Raw genomic sequence first — 17,070 nt, 5'->3', positions numbered from 1 at the left:
ATATTACGGCATTAAGAGACCACAACTATATGAGTAATAAATTTAACCGTAGCATTGAAATACAGGAACTTGCCGTAAATTTAAATTTTGTTTGCCCTAATGATTCCAATACCAGATTAGATTGTATTTCTGAGCCCGAATTAAGTGAATCGAATAGCGTATGTGTTTTTATCAAAGGTATTCTGCCAGAACCTAAAAAGAATTTATTCTTATTAGTTAAAGAACCGATTGAAGGTTTTATTTGTATTATTTCATCTGATCCAAAAAAATTACTGGTAGATATTATTAAGTATATTGAAGGCAGCATTGGCTTCTTTAAAAAGTATAAAGATGCTGTTTTACCCAGTACAGTTAAGATTGGACAAAATGTCGTCATTGAAGAAAATGTTGAAATCGGCGAAGGTAGCATTATAGAACATAATGTGGTCATCTATTCGGGTTCAAAAATTGGCAAGAACTGTATTATCCGCTCTAATACTACAGTAGGCTGTCAAAGTTATAACTATTATCCCAATGTATCAGGTCATTTGATCGCTTTTCCTGCTTTAGGTGGAGTGAATATTCAAGATGATGTAGAAATTGGCAGTAACTGTAGTATTGCCAGAGGCCTTATTAGCGACACCCTAATTAACGAACGAGTGAAGTTAGATAATCTTGTTAATGTGGCTCATGACTGTGTTATTGGAGCTGATTCAACCATTACTGCAGGCGTTACTTTCTGCGGTTATGTTACTGTCGGACAAAGAACACGTATAGCGCCACAAGCTACAATAAGACAACGTTTAACTATTGGTTCTGATTCAATCGTCGGCTTAGGTGCTGTTGTTACAAAGAACGTCCCGAATAACACTACTGTGGCAGGAAACCCTGCAAAGCTATTAAAACTAAATAAATAACCTGGTTACCACTCATGCAATTCATTGATCTAAAAGCGCAATATCAACACTTACAAACAAAAATCAATAGCAGAATCCAACAAGTTCTAGAGCATGGCCAGTACATCATGGGGCCAGAGGTTTGTGAACTAGAAGAAAAGTTAGCTGAGTACGTGGGGGTTAAACACGCTATAACTTGTGCAAATGGTACAGATGCCTTGCAACTTACAATGATGGCTTTTGATGTTAAGCAAGGAGATGCTATTTTTTGTCCAACATTTACCTTTTTTGCGACAGCAGAAGCGCCAGCATTTTTTGGTGCCACGCCTATTTTTGTCGATTCCGATAGCGCTACATTTAATATCTGTCCTGTAGATCTCGAAAAGCGTATTCAAGCCGTAATTGCTGAAGGTAAACTTACACCTAAAGCCATTATTGCGGTTGACCTTTTTGGTTTACTTGCGAACTATCCTGAGATAGAAAAAATTGCTGAAAAATATCAGCTAAAACTAATCGAAGATGCCGCTCAGGGCTTTGGTGGCTCACTTAATGGTAAAAAAGCGGGTAGTTTCGGAGATATTGCGACGACTTCTTTTTTTCCAGCTAAACCGCTAGGTTGTTATGGTGATGGTGGTGCGGTATTTACTAATGATGATAAATTAGCTGAATTAATTAAATCATATCGAGTACATGGTAAAGGAAGTGATAAATACGACAATGTTAGAATTGGCATGAATAGTCGGCTTGATACATTACAAGCAGCAATACTATTAGAAAAATTAGCGGAGTTTCCCCAAGAGTTAATTAATCGCAATGTATCGGCTGACGCTTATCAAGCAGCATTATCTCAAAACATCTGTACTCCTCAAGTACCTGAAAACTATATGAGCTCATGGGCACAATATACGCTTGTCGATGAGCGTAGAGCTGAGCTAATGGAACATTTGAAAGTTAAGGGTGTACCAAGCGTAATTTATTATGCTAAATGCATGCATCAGCAAACAGCCTTTCGAAAAAATAGTTATCCGCAAGGTGTTTTTCCTGTAGCAGAGAAATTAGCTAAACAAGTATTTAGCTTACCAATGCATCCTTATATAAATGAAGTGGACGTGGTAACTACTGCTCTTAATAGCTTTTTCGATTAATAAACATAATGCACCGCCCAACCTTTACTTATTAACTATCATATTACATTTTAGCCATTGACACTCCTAAGCCAAGTGCGCTATTAATAGTACATTGAATAGTTTTCTCTTAAAAAGAATATTTATTAGCTTTTTGTGAATTTTTACACAAACGCTAAAAACGAAACATAAAATGACTAAATTGATTAAGCACATTAACATTAACCTCCTCCTCGCACTCATCGTGCGCGGCTAGGTTTTGTTGCTTCTTCAATAGTTTAAATATTAAAAACTAAGTAGAAATTAATTAAAACCCGCGCTAACAATCGCGGGTTTTTTTATGTCCGCAGTTATTAGTGAATGATTTTACAGCAGACATCAGATTTACAAGGACAAAAATATGAGCAACCCACAAGTTAACAATGATCAGGTCATTATCTTTGACACTACCTTACGTGATGGTGAACAAGCATTAAACGCTAGTTTATCCGTACATGAAAAGCTGCAAATAGCTTTAGCCATTGAACGCTTAGGTGTCGATGTAATGGAAGTTGGTTTCCCTGTTTCATCGCCGGGTGATTTTGAGTCGGTACAGCAAATTGCTCGTACCATCAAAAATGCTCGTGTTTGTGGTTTAGCACGCGCCGTTGAAGCCGATATTGATGCTTGTGCTCAAGCGCTTAAAGATGCAGAGCAATTTCGTATCCATACTTTTATTTCCACCTCTGATGTACACGTAAAACAAAAATTACGTAAAGAATTTAGCGATGTAGAAGCCATGGCTATTCACGCAGTTAAACATGCGAGGAAATACACCGACGATGTTGAGTTTTCTTGTGAAGATGCTGGCCGTACACCCATTGATAATTTATGTCGCATGGTTGAAAGTGCCATTAAAGCGGGCGCTACCACGGTAAATATTCCTGATACCGTTGGCTATACCATGCCATTTGAATTCCAAGGCATTATCACTGATTTGTTTAATCGTGTGCCAAACATCGACCAAGCAATCATTTCTGTACATTGTCATAATGATTTAGGTTTAGCTGTCGCTAACTCAATGGCAGCAGTGCAAGCTGGTGCCCGACAAATTGAATGTACCATCAACGGTATTGGTGAACGTGCGGGAAATTGTTCATTAGAAGAAGTGGCGATGATCATGCAAACTCGCCAAGCTTTACTCGGTGTAAGAACTAATATCAATCACCAAGAAATTGCCCGCGTCTCTAAGTTAGTCAGTACGGTTTGTAATATGCCGGTGCAATTAAACAAAGCTATTGTTGGTGGTAATGCTTTTAGTCACTCATCAGGTATTCATCAAGATGGCATGTTAAAAGCTAGCAATACCTACGAGATCATGACCCCAGAAAGTGTCGGTATCGCTAAAACTAAATTAAACCTTACCTCACGTAGTGGACGTCATGTAATCAAGCACAGAATGGCAAGTTTAGGCTATCAAGAGTCTGATTATGATATCGAAGAACTTTATTGTGACTTTATCGTGCTAGCGGATAAAAAAGGCCAAGTGTTTGATGATGATTTAGAAGCGTTAGTTTTTAAGTTACAGCAAAAAGATTTACAAGACTTCTTCCAGTTAGACACCATTAATGTCCAGTGTGGTGACGGCGACTTTGCTACCGCTAGCATTAAACTTACCTCAGGCGGCGAAGGCGGCAATAGTGAAGAAGGCAAAGATAATAGCAAGGTGCATGCGGCCACAGGTAATGGTCCAGTTGATGCGCTTTACCAAGCAATCAAACAAAGTGTTGATATTGACTTTGAAGTCAGCGATTACAAAATATCTAACAAAGGCTCAGGTGAAGATGGCTTAGGTCAAGCAGACTTAGTCATTACTTGGCAAGGTCGAAATTTCCACGGTTACGGTTTAGAAACTGATGTTATTGAAGCCTCTGGGCAAGCATTGATTCATGCACTAAACAGTATTCACCGAGCAATGACTATTGCTGATATGAAGCAAACAAAACAAGAATTAGAGAGATAAACCAATGGATTCCCGATCATAAACCTAGGGAATGACAACCTAACATTAATGCCTAGTAATAGAGCTCGGCATATCGTCATCTTCGAAGTATCTAATCGAAGATCCATTTTATAAATATTTTTTAAAATTTAAAGAGAAATAAACATGTCCAACATAGCAATTTTAGCCGGTGATGGTATCGGCCCAGAAGTAATGGTTGAAGCTAAAAAAGTACTAGCAACAGTGGCAGATATATTTGATTTTGAAATCAGTACTAAAGACTATGATATTGGCGGTGCTGCCATAGATAATCACGGTAATGCCCTGCCTGATTCAACCATGGCTGGCTGTGAAGCGAGTGATGCTATTTTATTTGGCAGTGTCGGCGGTCCTAAGTGGGCAAACTTGCCGCCAACAGAGCAACCTGAGCGTTGTGCCTTATTAGGCTTGCGTGGCCATTTCGATTTATTTTGTAATATGCGTCCGGCAACCCTACAGCCGTCACTATCATCACTTTCAACATTGCGCGCTGATATATCTTCACAAGGTTTTGATGTTTTAGTTATTCGTGAATTAACCGGCGATATTTACTTTGCCGAGCCAAAAGGCCGTAGAGGCGAAGGTGAAGAAGAAACTGGCTTTGATTCTATGTTCTATTCACGTCGCGAAGTAAAACGCATTGCGCACCTAGCATTTCAAGCAGCACAAAAGCGCAACAACAAAGTAACTTCTGTGGATAAAGCCAATGTTTTAGCTACCAGCCAGTTATGGCGCCAAGTTGTCGGTGAAGTTGCTGTAGAGTACCCCGATGTTGAGTTAGAGCACCTTTACGTTGATAACGCTGCCATGCAGTTAGTCCGTGATCCTAATCAATTTGATGTCTTACTTTGCCCTAACTTATTCGGTGATATTTTATCGGATATTTGCGCCATGATTACTGGCTCAATGGGTTTATTACCATCAGCCAGCTTAAATAGCGATGGCTTCGGCATGTATGAACCTGCTGGCGGCAGTGCTCCTGATATTGCTGGTCTTGGTGTTGCTAACCCTATTGCGCAAATTTTATCCGCTGCTTTAATGTTACGTTATAGCTTAAATCTAGAAGCAGCAGCAAAAGCCATTGAGGCAGCTGTTAGCAGTGCACTAGATAATGGCATCTTAACCGCTGATTTATTACCGGCTAACGAACGTTCCGAGGCTAAATCGACCAGTGAAGTGGGTGATTATATCTGTAAACACATCACTGCCCAAAGTAATGATCAGGAAAAAGGGAATACATAAAATGACAACAACTAGCCCACAAACCATGTATGAAAAATTATGGCAAAACCATTTAGTTGAAGATGCTAAAGGGGAAACACCGTTATTGTATGTTGACCGTCATTTGATTCATGAAGTGACCTCACCACAAGCTTTTGCCAGTTTACGTTTTCATAATCGCCCTGTACGCCACCCTGAACGTACCATTGCCACTATGGATCATAATATTTCAACTCGCTCAATTAAAATTGATGCTGCTGGTGAAGGTGCTGCTAACCAATTACGCGCGTTAGCAATAAACTGTAAAGACTTTGGTATCGAGCTTTTTGATATGGGCCACAAAAACCAAGGTATAGCTCATGTTATTGGGCCTGAGTTAGGTTTGACCTTACCTGGTACTATTATTGTTTGTGGTGATTCACATACCGCTACCCATGGAGCTTTTGGTGCTCTTGCTTTTGGTATTGGTACCTCAGAAGTAGAACATGTTTTTGCTACCCAGACTTTACGTCAAAACAAAGCAAAAACCATGAAAATAGAAGTTAAAGGTCATGTCGGCGCAGGTATTAGTGCCAAAGATATTATCTTAGCCATTATAGGAAAAACCGGTAGCGCTGGCGCAACAGGTTATGTAGTTGAATATTGTGGTGAAGCTATCGAAGCGCTAAGTATGGAAGAGCGCATGACCGTTTGTAACATGAGTATAGAATTTGGCGCTAAAGCCGGTTTAATTGCTCCTGATCAAACTACTTTTGATTATGTAGAAGGCAAAGAATACGCGCCAAAAAGTGACGTATTTACCCAAGCGGTTGTTGATTGGAAAAACTTAAAATCAGATGCTGATGCAACATTCGATGCGGTAATAACCCTTATAGCAAAAGATATTAAAGCCCAAGTCACTTGGGGCACAAATCCTGGGCAAGTTATTAGTGTCGACGGTATTGTGCCTTCACCTGAAGATTTCAGTGATCCGGTGGAAAAGGAGTCTTGTATAAATGCACTTAAGTATATGGACCTAACCGCCGGCACTAAGATGACTGATATTCAAGTAAACAAGGTATTTATTGGCTCTTGTACTAACTCACGTATTGAAGATTTACGCGCTGCTGCAGGTGTTGTTCAGCAATATCAAGGTCAGCAAGTAGTAAAGGGCGTAGATGCCATTATAGTTCCTGGTTCTTACCGCGTGAAAGAGCAAGCTGAAAGTGAAGGTTTAGACAAAATATTCACTGATGCTGGTTTTGAATGGCGCTTACCCGGTTGCTCTATGTGTTTGGGCATGAATGATGACGTTTTAGAAGAAGGCGATCGTTGTGCGTCAACCAGTAACCGTAATTTTGAAGGTCGTCAAGGCCGTGGTAGCCGTACTCACTTAGTTAGTCCGGAAATGGCCGCAGCTGCTGCAATTACTGGTCACTTTGTTGATTTAAACAGCCAGTAGTTTTGAGCAAGAGTTAATAGTCATCTTCGAAGATCCAGTAGTTTTACGATAAAAAACTATGGATTCCCGATTAAAATATCACGGGAATGACACTCAATATTTGGCAGCTTGCTTACGATAATAAGCCTGCCTCAAAGAGGAACAGAAAATGGAAAAATTTAACACACATACTGGTTTGGTTGTGCCTTTAGATATCGCTAACGTCGATACCGATCAAATCATCCCTAAGCAATTTTTACAAAAAACTGAACGTGTAGGCTTTGGCGTGCACTTATTTCACGATAGTCGCTATCTTGATCATGCTGGCACCCAGGTAAATCCTGATTTTGTCATCAACAAGCCCGAATATAAAGGCGCCAGTATTTTATTAGCCGGTGAAAATTTTGGTTGTGGATCAAGCCGTGAACATGCACCTTGGGCACTGCTAGAATATGGCTTCAAAGTCATTATAGCGTCTAGTTTCGCTGATATATTTTACGGTAACTGTATCAACGTTGGGCTTTTACCTATTAAATTAAGCGAAGCTGAAATAGAACAGTTATTCAAAATCTCTGCTGATACTCAGTTAACCTTGAAAGTAGATTTACCAAATAACCTGATTACATGCGGCGAACTTTCGTTTAATTTCAGCTTAAATGAATTTCAACAATACAGCTTAGAAAATGGTGTCGACAGTGTCGGTTGGACTTTAGATAAGCTTGATACCATTAAAGCCTTTGAAGCTAAAATGCCCGCTTGGCAATAAACTCTACGGGTATAATTAGTTATCAACTATTAGTTAACACCATAATTAAAAAAGCCCCGGTAAGTTACGACTTACGGGGCTTTTTGTTTTGTCTATTTATTCCCTAAAGCTAAGTTACCCGCTAGCTAAAAAGCGTAAAGGTCTACCAATTGGTTAAAGCCGGTAAACTAAAAGTTTCGCCTTGAAAAGATAGAATGACCTTTTGCGGTAATATTTTTTCAACCACTAAATTATCACCAATATAGTCGCCCTCATAACGATCTCGACCATTCACTTTTACCCAACCTTGGCCATCAGAAGCATATATATGTTGTTCAAAATCTAAACTCGGTATGGAATTTTGGATTTGTTGTGGCATTTGTGCCAGCGGCCTAATGGCTGCCATTGAGTTATCACTGTTATAAAGTGAGTCAAAAATATTACCCTTGATTAATGAACTGTCATTTACTGATGGGAAGCTTATTGGTTGATAACTAACTGAATGAGAGTTAACAGACTGAGAATTAGATGACTGACTGCTAGCTATTTTTTCAGCTAAGTTGTCAGCCTTGCTTTCATCATTAGTTTCATCAAGTGCCGCCTGAAATCGTGCTAATAAATCATTAGATACACCTGCAACTTTCTTTACTTGATAATCTTCATAATTATTATTGGCTAAGCTTTTCTTTTCTGCACTGACAATAATTGTCTTGTCAGTGTTCCCTTGGCTAGTGCTCTTAGCAACAGAGGGCACTGGCTCCACTTTATCTTCAATGGCAGCATTGTTAGCTTTCTTCGCCGGTATGAGGTCAGAATGAGTTGCTGAGGCTTTTGGGCTAGAATAACTATTATCTACTGAAGTATGGTCTGCCAAAGCACGCTCTGCTGAATTGTGCTCTGCTTGTGCGCTGCTAATCATTACAACTTGCGCTTTGCTAGGTTCATCTACAGCAGGCTTTACTAGCTCAACGGTCTTTACTTCAGCCTGAGCGGTACTTACCACAAGTCCATTTAAAGGCGCCTTTGTTTGTCCCCACCAAAAGCCAGATAAAGCAAAGAAAGCCGCAACACTTAATGCCGTGGAAAATATTAGGGCACCGTTATAATGATTTAGTGCGGGCTTACTAGTTAGGTCGTCACCCAGCGCCCGCTGTGCTGCAGCAATAACAGTCTTCTTATTAACCACACTATCATTTTGGTTATAAGCCAACATTAAGGCGCTATGGCACAATAAATTAGTTAACCTGGGCACACCTTGCGACAGTTGATGAATTTTATTCAACGCTGCCTTATCAAAGAGCGCTCTAGCGCAATCAGCAACCATTAACCTGTGTTGAATATATTGCTTCAACTCCTGCTTTGTTAGTGGCATTAAATGATATCTTGCGGTAATTCTCTGGGCTAATTGGCGTAAATCTCGACGTTGTAATAGTTGCTGTAATTCCGGCTGACCAATTAAAATCACCTGCAATAACTTTTTAGTATTGGTTTCTAAATTGGTTAGCAAGCGCAGCTGCTCCAAGACTTCCGGTTGTAAATGTTGGGCTTCATCAATGATCAATACCGTATTGATATCATTTTGATGATTTTTCAGCAGCTTTTCGGCAATTTTATCGGTTAAGTTTTTTAAGCTGGCGTCGGTTTTTCGATAACGAATTTTTAATTCATCACATATGGTCGCCAGTAATTCTTGACAGGATAAGGTTGGATTAAGAATAAAAGCGGCATGAGTGTTGTCAGGCAGTTGCTCCATTAAACAGCGACTAATAGTGGTTTTCCCCGTACCCACTTCCCCCGTCAGTAAAGCAAAACCACCGACTTCTCCTAAGCCATAAGTTAAGTGTGCCAACGCTTCCCTGTGCCTATCACTCATAAATAAGTATTTAGGATCAGGGGAAATAGAGAAAGGTAATTCACTTAATGAGAAAAAATTGCGATACATGGCGTGTGCTGAGCAGGGAAAGTAAGGTACAAAATTAACCGCTTGTTTGATGGATGTCAAAGAGTTAACAAATTTAGAGCAAATGCGTAACATTTAATTGCAAATAAAAACCATTATCATTACCATGTGTGTCGCTAATTACTAATTCATAATACTTAAAAGGAAGATAAGGTGTTAAAAACATCCCTTACACTATTGGCACTAGTTATCGCCAGCCAAGCACACAGCCAAACGAATCCAGAAAATCAAGTTACTCAAACGAAACAAGTTCATAAAAAAGCTAACCAACAAGATATTGAACGAATTATTGTTACCGGTAGTCGTATTGCCGAAAGCATAGATGAAGTGCCTGCCTCAATAACCATAATCACCCAAAAGCAAATAGCACAGCAGCTAAAAGTATCTTCTGAAATTCAAAGCTTATTAGCTAACTTAGTACCGGGGATGGCGCCAAGTACAGGCACTTCCAGTAATTCAGGACAAACATTGCGTGGCCGAGCACCGTTAGTAATGATTGACGGCGTGCCACAATCTACACCACTGCGTAATGGCGCATTAGGTATAAGAACACTCGATGCCAGTGTTATAGAGCGCATTGAAGTGATTAAAGGCGCTACCTCTATTTATGGTAACGGCGCTGCCGGCGGCATTATTAATTACATCACTAAAAAAGCCAATAGTGATAAAGCGCTCAGCGGCCATGCCAGTATTTCAAGTCGCTTTAGTGCGATAGAGATTGAAGATTCAGTAGGCCAGCGTTATGAAGGTGGCATTAATGGTGAAGTAAATAATTTCAATTATGTATTTAATGCCAGTTACGAAAAAAATGGCTTACAGCGCGATGCTGATGGCGATGTTTTAGGATTAAAATACGGTCTTTCTGATGCAGTAATGCAAGATTACTTTGCCAAGCTTGGTTATCACTTTGACCAGGAAAAATCGTTACAGTTTACTTATAACTATTTTCAATCAAAGCAAGACGTTGATCTAATAGATCAAATAGGCGACAGAAATATAGGTGAAAAAACCCAAGCGATCCCAGTACCTGCTGGTAAATCGGTACTCGGTGAGCCTCAAGGTCCGACCAACCATAATATGATGCTTAAATATGTCGATGATGAAGTCTTTGCACAAACAGGATTGATGGTCGACCTTTACCGCCAAGAAGTTGAGAATATCTTCTTTTATTCACCAACATTGGCTAACCCTGATGAGGGCTATGCTGGCGGTCAATCGTTAATAAACTCAGAGAAAAAGGGCCTAAGAGTAACCTTTAATACCCTGGTTGATTTCAGCTTTGATAATGGCGACTCACTTGAGGCGACTTTCATTTACGGTATCGATGCCCTCAATGATGTCACTTCTCAACCCATGGTAGATGGCCGAGTTTGGGTGCCTGAAATGGATATGGAAAGTCTCGCCGGATTTTTACAAACCAAGCTAATTTATAATGATGACCTTGTTATTAAATTAGGTGTCAGACAAGAAGATATTGATTTAACCGTTAATGATTACAGTACCTTGAAGTTATGTAAAAAAATTGACCAATGCTCTGTGCCCGTTAATGTCACTGGTGATACTTTAAATTATAAAGCGACCACTTATAACATTGGTGTAAAATATAATGCCCTAGCACTGTTTAGCCCGTTTATCAGCTACTCACAAGGCGCAGATATTTCTGATACTGGCCGTTTGTTACGTACAGCAACAGTTACCGATATTTCACTTATTCGTACTGAGGCTTCTATTATCGATAATTATGAACTCGGTTTTAGTTCAGACTTCGAACAAGTGCATTTTGAGTTTGCTACCTATTTCAGTACTTCTGAGTTAGGCACTACCAATAAGTTTGATGTAGCAACGGGTGTTTATATGCCAGTGCGAGCACCACAAGAAATCTACGGTTATGAAGCACTAATCAATTATGATATCAACGACGCTTGGGCGGTAAATGTTACTTATAGCTGGGTTGAAGGTAAGAATACTGAAGCTGATGTTTATTTAGGTGCTAAGCAAATTAGTCCGCCTAAGGCGACAGTCAATATCAACTGGAACCCTAATAATGATATCAGCCTAGCGCTAAATTATTTATATGTTGGCGATCGTAAGCGCTTTGAACCAGTTGATGGTGAGTATGTTGGCGATCAAGGCCCCATTGATAGTTATCAAATAGTGAACCTAAGCGGTAACTATGATTTTGCTAACGATTTGTCAGCTTTTATCGGCGTAGAAAACTTATTTAACCAAGATTACTACCCAACAAAATCACAAGGCTACACTTACGGTGGTTACAATATTAAAGGTTTAGGAACCACGGTTAATATCGGTCTTAACTACCAATTTTAATGAGCAATTCTAGTAATAGCTAAATAGCACTATATGGATAAAGCAACATTCAATGTTGCTTTATCCTAACTGCCCCTCCCTGAATTTTGTACGGCCTTATGATACACTTTAGCTAATCTCCTCTTCATTTTGGTCGTACCTTGTCAAGCAACAACTCTGAAAGTAAACATAGCCAACTTAACACTTATTTAGTCGGTGGTGCTGTGCGCGATAAGCTACTTAATCGCCCGATTAAAGACAAAGATTATTTAGTGGTTGGTAGCAGTGTTGAAGAAATGCTAAAGCTAGGTTACCAACAAGTAGGTAAAGACTTCCCGGTTTTTTTACATCCGCAAACGAAAGCAGAGTATGCCCTCGCCCGTACAGAGCGAAAGCAAGGCCAAGGTTATACTGGTTTTAGCTGTTATTTCGCCCCAGATGTCACCATTGAACAAGATTTATTAAGACGCGACCTAACAGTTAATGCCATGGCCATGGCTGATAACGGCGACATTATCGATCCCTACAATGGTCAAAAAGATCTTAACGATCGTATTTTACGTCATGTCAGTGACGCTTTTGTTGAAGATCCTTTACGGGTGTTACGGGTAGCACGTTTTGCCGCCCGCTATCATAAATACGGTTTTACCATAGCCGATGAAACACTTGCCCTAATGCAGGAAATCAGTGCTAGTGGCGAGTTAAAGACCTTAACCCCTGAACGTGTTTGGCAAGAAATGCAATTAAGTTTGGCTGATGGTGGTGATGAAGCTGACATTAATTCAGGTAATCCCGAAGTGTTTTTTCAAGTACTTAAGCAATGTAATGCCTTAGAGGAATTATGGCCTGAGCTTGCCGTTTTATGGGGTATTCCGAATCCCGCCCTTTGGCATCCTGAAATCTGTAGTGGTCTGCATACTATGATGGTATTGCAGCAAGCCGTTTTGTTAACGCAATTAGCCCCCAACGTGCAAGATGATAATAAAACCGCTATTCGCTTTGCCGCACTATGTCACGATTTAGGTAAAGGTATTACCGAGACTCATTTATTACCTAGCCATAAAGGTCATGAAAAAGCAGGCTTACCACTCGTTGAGAAAATATCTAAGCAACTGAAAGTACCGACACACTACAAACAACTGGCGCTAAAAGTATGTGAATATCACTTACATTGTCATAAAGCCTTTGAGCTCAAAGCTAGCACACTGTTAAAAATGTTCAATCACTTAGATATTTGGCGTAAACCAGAAGAGTTTGATTTATTTTTAATGGCTTGTAAGGCTGACTTTCTTGGCCGTTTAGGTTTTGAACAGCGTCCATATCCACAAGAAGAGTACTTACAAGCGGCGGTAAAAGCAGCAAGAGCAGTAACCGCAAAAGCTTTTGTTGAGCAAGGTTTGCAAGGCCTAGCGATAAAAGAAGCTATGGCGAAAGCAAGGTTAAACGCTATTGTGTCAGTTAAAGCCGATTATGCACATTTAAACCCCGCCCCGCACTAAGATGTATTGTTAAATGAACAAGGACAATCAAAGCACTGTTTTTACTTGTCCTTGCTTGAATAAATGAACTGATCAACTTATTTAAGGTCAAGCTTTACTACACCCTCAGTACAAAAATCAAACAACAATTTATTGCAAGACATTTACAAACGACTACAATTTGTCCAAGCACTTTTAACTATCATATTTACATCAAGTCAGTACTTGGTTTGTGTAACTTCTTATTACATTAAGAAAGGTGGTTAACATGACAATGCAAATAACTTCTTCTACAGCTAGCTTCAAACAAATTCAGCCAGTATCATCTGCTAGACCACATGGTGAGTCTCATTCTGACTTAAGCGACATATTAACGCCTGAGCAAAAGAACACCTTACAACAAGGTGCTGATGACAAAATAGCTGAGCAAGTAGAAAACGTTAAATCAAACTATCAAACCGCTAAAGATGTTGATTTAATGCAGTCATATTACCAGCAACAGCAAAAACTCTTTGATATCTATTTGCAAGAAAGTACCAATAGTGACGTTCAAAGTAACAATTCAACCAACATAAATGCAGTGTCTACCTTAACGGATACTTATGCTGCACTATATGAATTACATCAAGAAGTAAAAGAAGGTATTGGCCAAATCCCAGACCATGAACTGCCGAGCATTTTGCCAATGGAGTCAGCTAGCAAGGTTGCTGAAGTTTCAAACAACGCCTTTAATCAGAGCTTAGCTAATAAGCAAATGGATGCTTATAATAGCTTGATGATGCCTAGTACTGCTTCTTACGTGCATTTAAGTGCATAGTTATTTTAACTAAAAAGATAATGCATTTAACAGATAGCTTATAGCTGTTAATGTTTGATCGCTCTAATTAAACTTAATTCCAGTAACAAACATTGTGGTAGCCACAGCCAAAGCGTTAGCGCTACCACGTAAGCCAGATTCACATCTAAAAATAGTCCAACCAGACTTGCCACATAGATTACTGCGCGATTACCGTATAACAAGTAATGCCTCTGCTTTTCAATTGTCATAATGTCCACCATTTCTAACGGTGCGCAAACTTAGTTAATAAGCGGGTTATAAAACAGTTGCTCTACCCTTTTTATCGGCTAAAACATATAAATATTGAGGTTAAACTAAGTTAAATTACGCTTATTGCTATCTGCTGATCTTTACTGCTTTCGATAGCTGTCGATAACTCTTGATATAAGCGCTGCATTTATTAAGCCAAAGATCACGTCAAAATTTACGCTAAAAGTAAACCGAAATACAGCTACTTTACTTGAGCTCAGGCTTATCTATGGTTCTAAAGGTAAGATTTATTCGCGGTTCTAATACTTTCTTAGTTGGGGGTAAGCGATGTAACCAATGTTGCTGGGTTGTGCCTTTCATCACTAACAAACTACCGGGTTTAAGTTGCAGGGCCACAACCTCTTTTGATAGCTTATGTTTAAAGGAAAATTTTCGCTCTGCGCCGAAACTCAACGAGGCAATGTCGCCATTTTTTTTCAAATCCAGCTCACCATCACTGTGCCATGCCATGCCCTCTTCACCTGAGTGATAGAGGTTTAATAAACAAGAGTTATAGCTTTCATTACTATGTTGTTCAACCAGTTTCTTCAGAGCTAATAGCTCTTGGGTAAAAGGTATCGAATGCCTAGTAACGCCTGAATAAGTGTAGGCAAAAGGTTTGCCATCAACGGTATCAGCGCACCACGCGACTTTTCTTTTCGTCTCGATGAGTTTACCAAACACTAATGCTTGATCGCAGCGCCAAGCAATAGTGTTAAGTAAGCGCTCAAAATAAAAGTCACTGTCACTAAGAGGCATAATTTCGCCGTAGTAATTAACCTCGCCATCGTTTGGTAGGATATTTAGCGGCTCGTCGAGTAAAGCAGAGAATAAATCCATAAGATCCTTGTAGGAGCGGTTTTAACCGCGAAAAACTGACTGACAACTCAAAAATTCGAGAATAAATTCTCTCCTACAAAGCAACTAATTACCCCATGGGTTAGCAGGTCTTGATGCGGCTGCGCGTTCACGGGTTTTCTTAGCCTGCTTAATACGCAGCTCTTCAGCATCTTCTAAACTCAATTCTTTCGGTGGTCTTTGCTCAAGTCCACATGGCACAATGCGATCACGTGGCGGTAATTCAAAGTTAGCATCATCAGCTTTTGGCAAACTGTTATATTGATACATATAAAAGGCTTCAACTTTTTCTTGTGCCCATGAGGTTTTCTTTAAAAACTTGATGCTCGACTCAATACTCGGGTTTTGTTTAAAGCAATTTAGGTTCATATAAGCGGCTAAAATTTCAAAGCCATATTGATTAACTAGTTCAGTTAATACGGTTTCAAGGCTAGTGCCATGTAACGGGTTGTTTTTATAAATATCTTTATTAGTCATTTTTTTTCCTAAGCAGCCAAAGGTGGCAACTATGTTTAACTTAACTGGTTTGAATAAGCTAATTATACCACTTGCAACAATGATGTCATGACTAATCCCCATTGCTACAAATAAAAAATCCCCTTGCTTACTTTCTCAAGCAAGACAGGGGGCTTTGATTTTTAGTAACTAAGTAGCCGCTATTTCTATTTCAGCTCTTACTACCTATTTTACTGCTTACTTTACTGCTTCCTCTATTGCTTAGTGACGTTCACTTCAGCTTCAGGGTTATCAAGGGCTAACTTATAACCGAATGAAACATGGTGATAACGCGCACTTGAGTAATCGTCATGAATGGCAAAGCCAAAGTTATATACTTTACCAGCTTCAATACTGACATCTCCGGCTTTATCCGATATAAGTTTACGCTTAACCACTACCGACCAAGTACCATTTTTCAGTGACGCTTCAACTTCTGCACCTTGACCACCATGCATATTACGCTCAGCTAAAATTTGGCCATCTTCCACTTCTTTAGTACCAGATTTATAGCGGATAATATCCATGTATTGGTTGGAAGTTTGTGCCGCATCAATCTCGCTTTGATCTTTCAGTTTATCCCAGCCACCTAGTGCTTTACCACGACGGCCTTTGAACTCTAACTTAGTACGAGATTCTTTTAAGTACTTAGTTACGCCAGTACTTGAGCCTTTACTTGCGCCAGTATTAAACGCTAGACGCTTAGCAAGATCACTACCTTTTAAGGTATCAGCTTCTGGAGCAAACGGCATAGTGTTAGCATCGGCATGACAAGTGCCCCAACAACCAGCTCTATCAGCATATTCAACGTCATCTGTTGCTAGCATGAAAGCTAGTTTCATTGGGTTTTCAGGGTCCATCTTACCACCCTCAACAAAAGGTACCGCTGCATGATCACCTTCAGCCCAACTAAAGCGTAGGTATAAGTGCTCTGTATCATGAGTCGCATCAATAGTTACATCGATAAAACCACGCTTACCTGGAATAACATTAGGCTCTAAGTCTTTTTCACTTGCCCCACTAACAATATTATTACCAATATCAGCAATTTCCTCACCATGACACTCTGTACAACGATCACCTTTACTAAAAGCACGTTTACCACCATGTTTACGTCCTAATATCCACTCAATAGAAGCAGTACCAGGGTAGAAAACACCGATATCTGTTGAGTTAGCTTTACTCCAATCAACGTTAATATTACTTGTTGCAGACGCTGTACTTACACTAGCTTTCTCCCTTTTTATTGCAGCTTGACTAGAACCAGCACTCGCTAAGGCTTCTTCAACGGCAGCAGCAATTCTTAACTCAGTTTTTGCTTTCTCTGCTATTTTTTCAGCTTTAAGCTTAGCTTTTTCAGCCGCTTCTTTTGCTTCAACACGCGCTAAACCATCGCGATAAGCTTGTGGCACCACACGAATATAGTCTGGGTTTGGCGCTTCAAGTATCTCTAACTCTTCGTCAGAAAGCATATTACGCA

The 17,070-nt window shown here is 39.7% G+C and carries 14 protein-coding genes; 9 read left to right on the top strand and 5 right to left on the bottom strand.

Annotated features, from left to right (window positions below; genetic code table 11):
* Positions 1–29 precede the first annotated feature (29 nt).
* From HRT55_RS07530 to leuD, 6 genes are all read left to right on the top strand, one after another.
* The gene (locus tag HRT55_RS07530) at positions 30–896 is read left to right on the top strand and encodes a UDP-3-O-(3-hydroxymyristoyl)glucosamine N-acyltransferase (RefSeq protein WP_291620075.1); all 867 of its coding nucleotides are present in this window, start codon (positions 30–32) and stop codon (positions 894–896) included.
* A 14-nt stretch (positions 897–910) separates the two neighbouring features.
* On the top strand, positions 911–2,020 hold the full coding sequence (locus HRT55_RS07525) for a DegT/DnrJ/EryC1/StrS aminotransferase family protein (RefSeq protein ID WP_291620073.1): 1,110 nt from the start codon (positions 911–913) through the stop codon (positions 2,018–2,020).
* Positions 2,021–2,399: 379 nt separating this feature from the next.
* Positions 2,400–4,001, top strand: a complete 1,602-nt coding sequence (leuA, locus tag HRT55_RS07520; RefSeq protein WP_291620071.1) for a 2-isopropylmalate synthase — start codon at positions 2,400–2,402, stop codon at positions 3,999–4,001.
* Positions 4,002–4,145: 144 nt separating this feature from the next.
* On the top strand, positions 4,146–5,261 hold the full coding sequence (leuB, locus tag HRT55_RS07515; protein WP_291620069.1) for a 3-isopropylmalate dehydrogenase: 1,116 nt from the start codon (positions 4,146–4,148) through the stop codon (positions 5,259–5,261).
* Position 5,262: 1 nt separating this feature from the next.
* Positions 5,263–6,681: a 3-isopropylmalate dehydratase large subunit gene (gene leuC / locus HRT55_RS07510; protein ID WP_291620067.1), complete on the top strand. Its 1,419-nt coding sequence runs from the start codon at positions 5,263–5,265 to the stop codon at positions 6,679–6,681.
* A gap of 148 nt (positions 6,682–6,829) precedes the next feature.
* Positions 6,830–7,426: a 3-isopropylmalate dehydratase small subunit gene (gene leuD, locus HRT55_RS07505; protein ID WP_291620065.1), complete on the top strand. Its 597-nt coding sequence runs from the start codon at positions 6,830–6,832 to the stop codon at positions 7,424–7,426.
* Positions 7,427–7,568: 142 nt separating this feature from the next.
* Here leuD and HRT55_RS07500 read toward each other — a convergent pair whose 3' ends face one another.
* Complete coding sequence (locus HRT55_RS07500; RefSeq protein ID WP_291620459.1) at positions 7,569–9,347, bottom strand: AAA family ATPase; 1,779 nt, start codon at positions 9,345–9,347, stop codon at positions 7,569–7,571.
* A 171-nt stretch (positions 9,348–9,518) separates the two neighbouring features.
* Between HRT55_RS07500 and HRT55_RS07495 the strand changes: the two genes are divergently transcribed.
* The 3 genes from HRT55_RS07495 (at position 9,519) to HRT55_RS07485 (ending at position 13,967) form a co-directional block, all read left to right on the top strand.
* Positions 9,519–11,693 carry a TonB-dependent receptor gene (locus HRT55_RS07495; protein WP_291620063.1) on the top strand — a complete coding sequence of 725 codons (2,175 nt, stop codon included), beginning with the start codon at positions 9,519–9,521 and terminating at the stop codon, positions 11,691–11,693.
* A 140-nt stretch (positions 11,694–11,833) separates the two neighbouring features.
* Complete coding sequence (locus HRT55_RS07490) at positions 11,834–13,171, top strand: multifunctional CCA addition/repair protein (protein WP_291620061.1); 1,338 nt, start codon at positions 11,834–11,836, stop codon at positions 13,169–13,171.
* A 247-nt stretch (positions 13,172–13,418) separates the two neighbouring features.
* Positions 13,419–13,967 carry a hypothetical protein gene (locus HRT55_RS07485; protein ID WP_291620059.1) on the top strand — a complete coding sequence of 183 codons (549 nt, stop codon included), beginning with the start codon at positions 13,419–13,421 and terminating at the stop codon, positions 13,965–13,967.
* Between the two features lie 47 nt (positions 13,968–14,014).
* Here the strand turns inward: HRT55_RS07485 and HRT55_RS07480 are convergent, their stop codons facing one another.
* The 4 genes from HRT55_RS07480 to HRT55_RS07465 form a co-directional block, all read right to left on the bottom strand.
* The gene (locus HRT55_RS07480; RefSeq protein WP_291620057.1) at positions 14,015–14,197 is read right to left on the bottom strand and encodes a hypothetical protein; all 183 of its coding nucleotides are present in this window, start codon (positions 14,195–14,197) and stop codon (positions 14,015–14,017) included.
* A 247-nt stretch (positions 14,198–14,444) separates the two neighbouring features.
* Complete coding sequence (locus tag HRT55_RS07475; RefSeq protein ID WP_291620055.1) at positions 14,445–15,077, bottom strand: alpha-ketoglutarate-dependent dioxygenase AlkB; 633 nt, start codon at positions 15,075–15,077, stop codon at positions 14,445–14,447.
* An 84-nt stretch (positions 15,078–15,161) separates the two neighbouring features.
* Entirely contained in the window at positions 15,162–15,572 is a 411-nt protein-coding gene (locus HRT55_RS07470) for a VF530 family DNA-binding protein (RefSeq protein WP_291620054.1), read from the bottom strand.
* A 233-nt stretch (positions 15,573–15,805) separates the two neighbouring features.
* Entirely contained in the window at positions 15,806–17,062 is a 1,257-nt protein-coding gene (locus tag HRT55_RS07465; RefSeq protein ID WP_291620457.1) for an ethylbenzene dehydrogenase-related protein, read from the bottom strand.
* Positions 17,063–17,070 lie beyond the last annotated feature (8 nt).

It is taken from the genome of Colwellia sp., from assembly GCF_013214175.1.
Lineage (GTDB): Bacteria > Pseudomonadota > Gammaproteobacteria > Enterobacterales > Alteromonadaceae > Colwellia.
The sequence above is the reverse complement of the archived record's forward strand: the minus strand, read 5'-3'. Positions and strand labels throughout refer to the sequence as shown.

Excerpts from the sequence above, each read along its gene's own strand:
- HRT55_RS07530 (WP_291620075.1), top strand. The coding sequence starts at position 30 with ATGAGTAATAAATTTAACCGTAGCATTGAAATACAGGAACTTGCCGTA.
- HRT55_RS07525 (WP_291620073.1), top strand. The coding sequence starts at position 911 with ATGCAATTCATTGATCTAAAAGCGCAATATCAACACTTACAAACAAAA.
- leuA (WP_291620071.1), top strand. The coding sequence starts at position 2,400 with ATGAGCAACCCACAAGTTAACAATGATCAGGTCATTATCTTTGACACT.
- leuB (WP_291620069.1), top strand. The coding sequence starts at position 4,146 with ATGTCCAACATAGCAATTTTAGCCGGTGATGGTATCGGCCCAGAAGTA.
- leuC (WP_291620067.1), top strand. The coding sequence starts at position 5,263 with ATGACAACAACTAGCCCACAAACCATGTATGAAAAATTATGGCAAAAC.
- leuD (WP_291620065.1), top strand. The coding sequence starts at position 6,830 with ATGGAAAAATTTAACACACATACTGGTTTGGTTGTGCCTTTAGATATC.
- HRT55_RS07500 (WP_291620459.1), bottom strand. The coding sequence starts at position 9,347 with ATGTATCGCAATTTTTTCTCATTAAGTGAATTACCTTTCTCTATTTCC.
- HRT55_RS07485 (WP_291620059.1), top strand. The coding sequence starts at position 13,419 with ATGACAATGCAAATAACTTCTTCTACAGCTAGCTTCAAACAAATTCAG.
- HRT55_RS07480 (WP_291620057.1), bottom strand. The coding sequence starts at position 14,197 with ATGACAATTGAAAAGCAGAGGCATTACTTGTTATACGGTAATCGCGCA.
- HRT55_RS07475 (WP_291620055.1), bottom strand. The coding sequence starts at position 15,077 with ATGGATTTATTCTCTGCTTTACTCGACGAGCCGCTAAATATCCTACCA.
- HRT55_RS07470 (WP_291620054.1), bottom strand. The coding sequence starts at position 15,572 with ATGACTAATAAAGATATTTATAAAAACAACCCGTTACATGGCACTAGC.
- HRT55_RS07465 (WP_291620457.1), bottom strand. The coding sequence starts at position 17,062 with ATGCTTTCTGACGAAGAGTTAGAGATACTTGAAGCGCCAAACCCAGAC.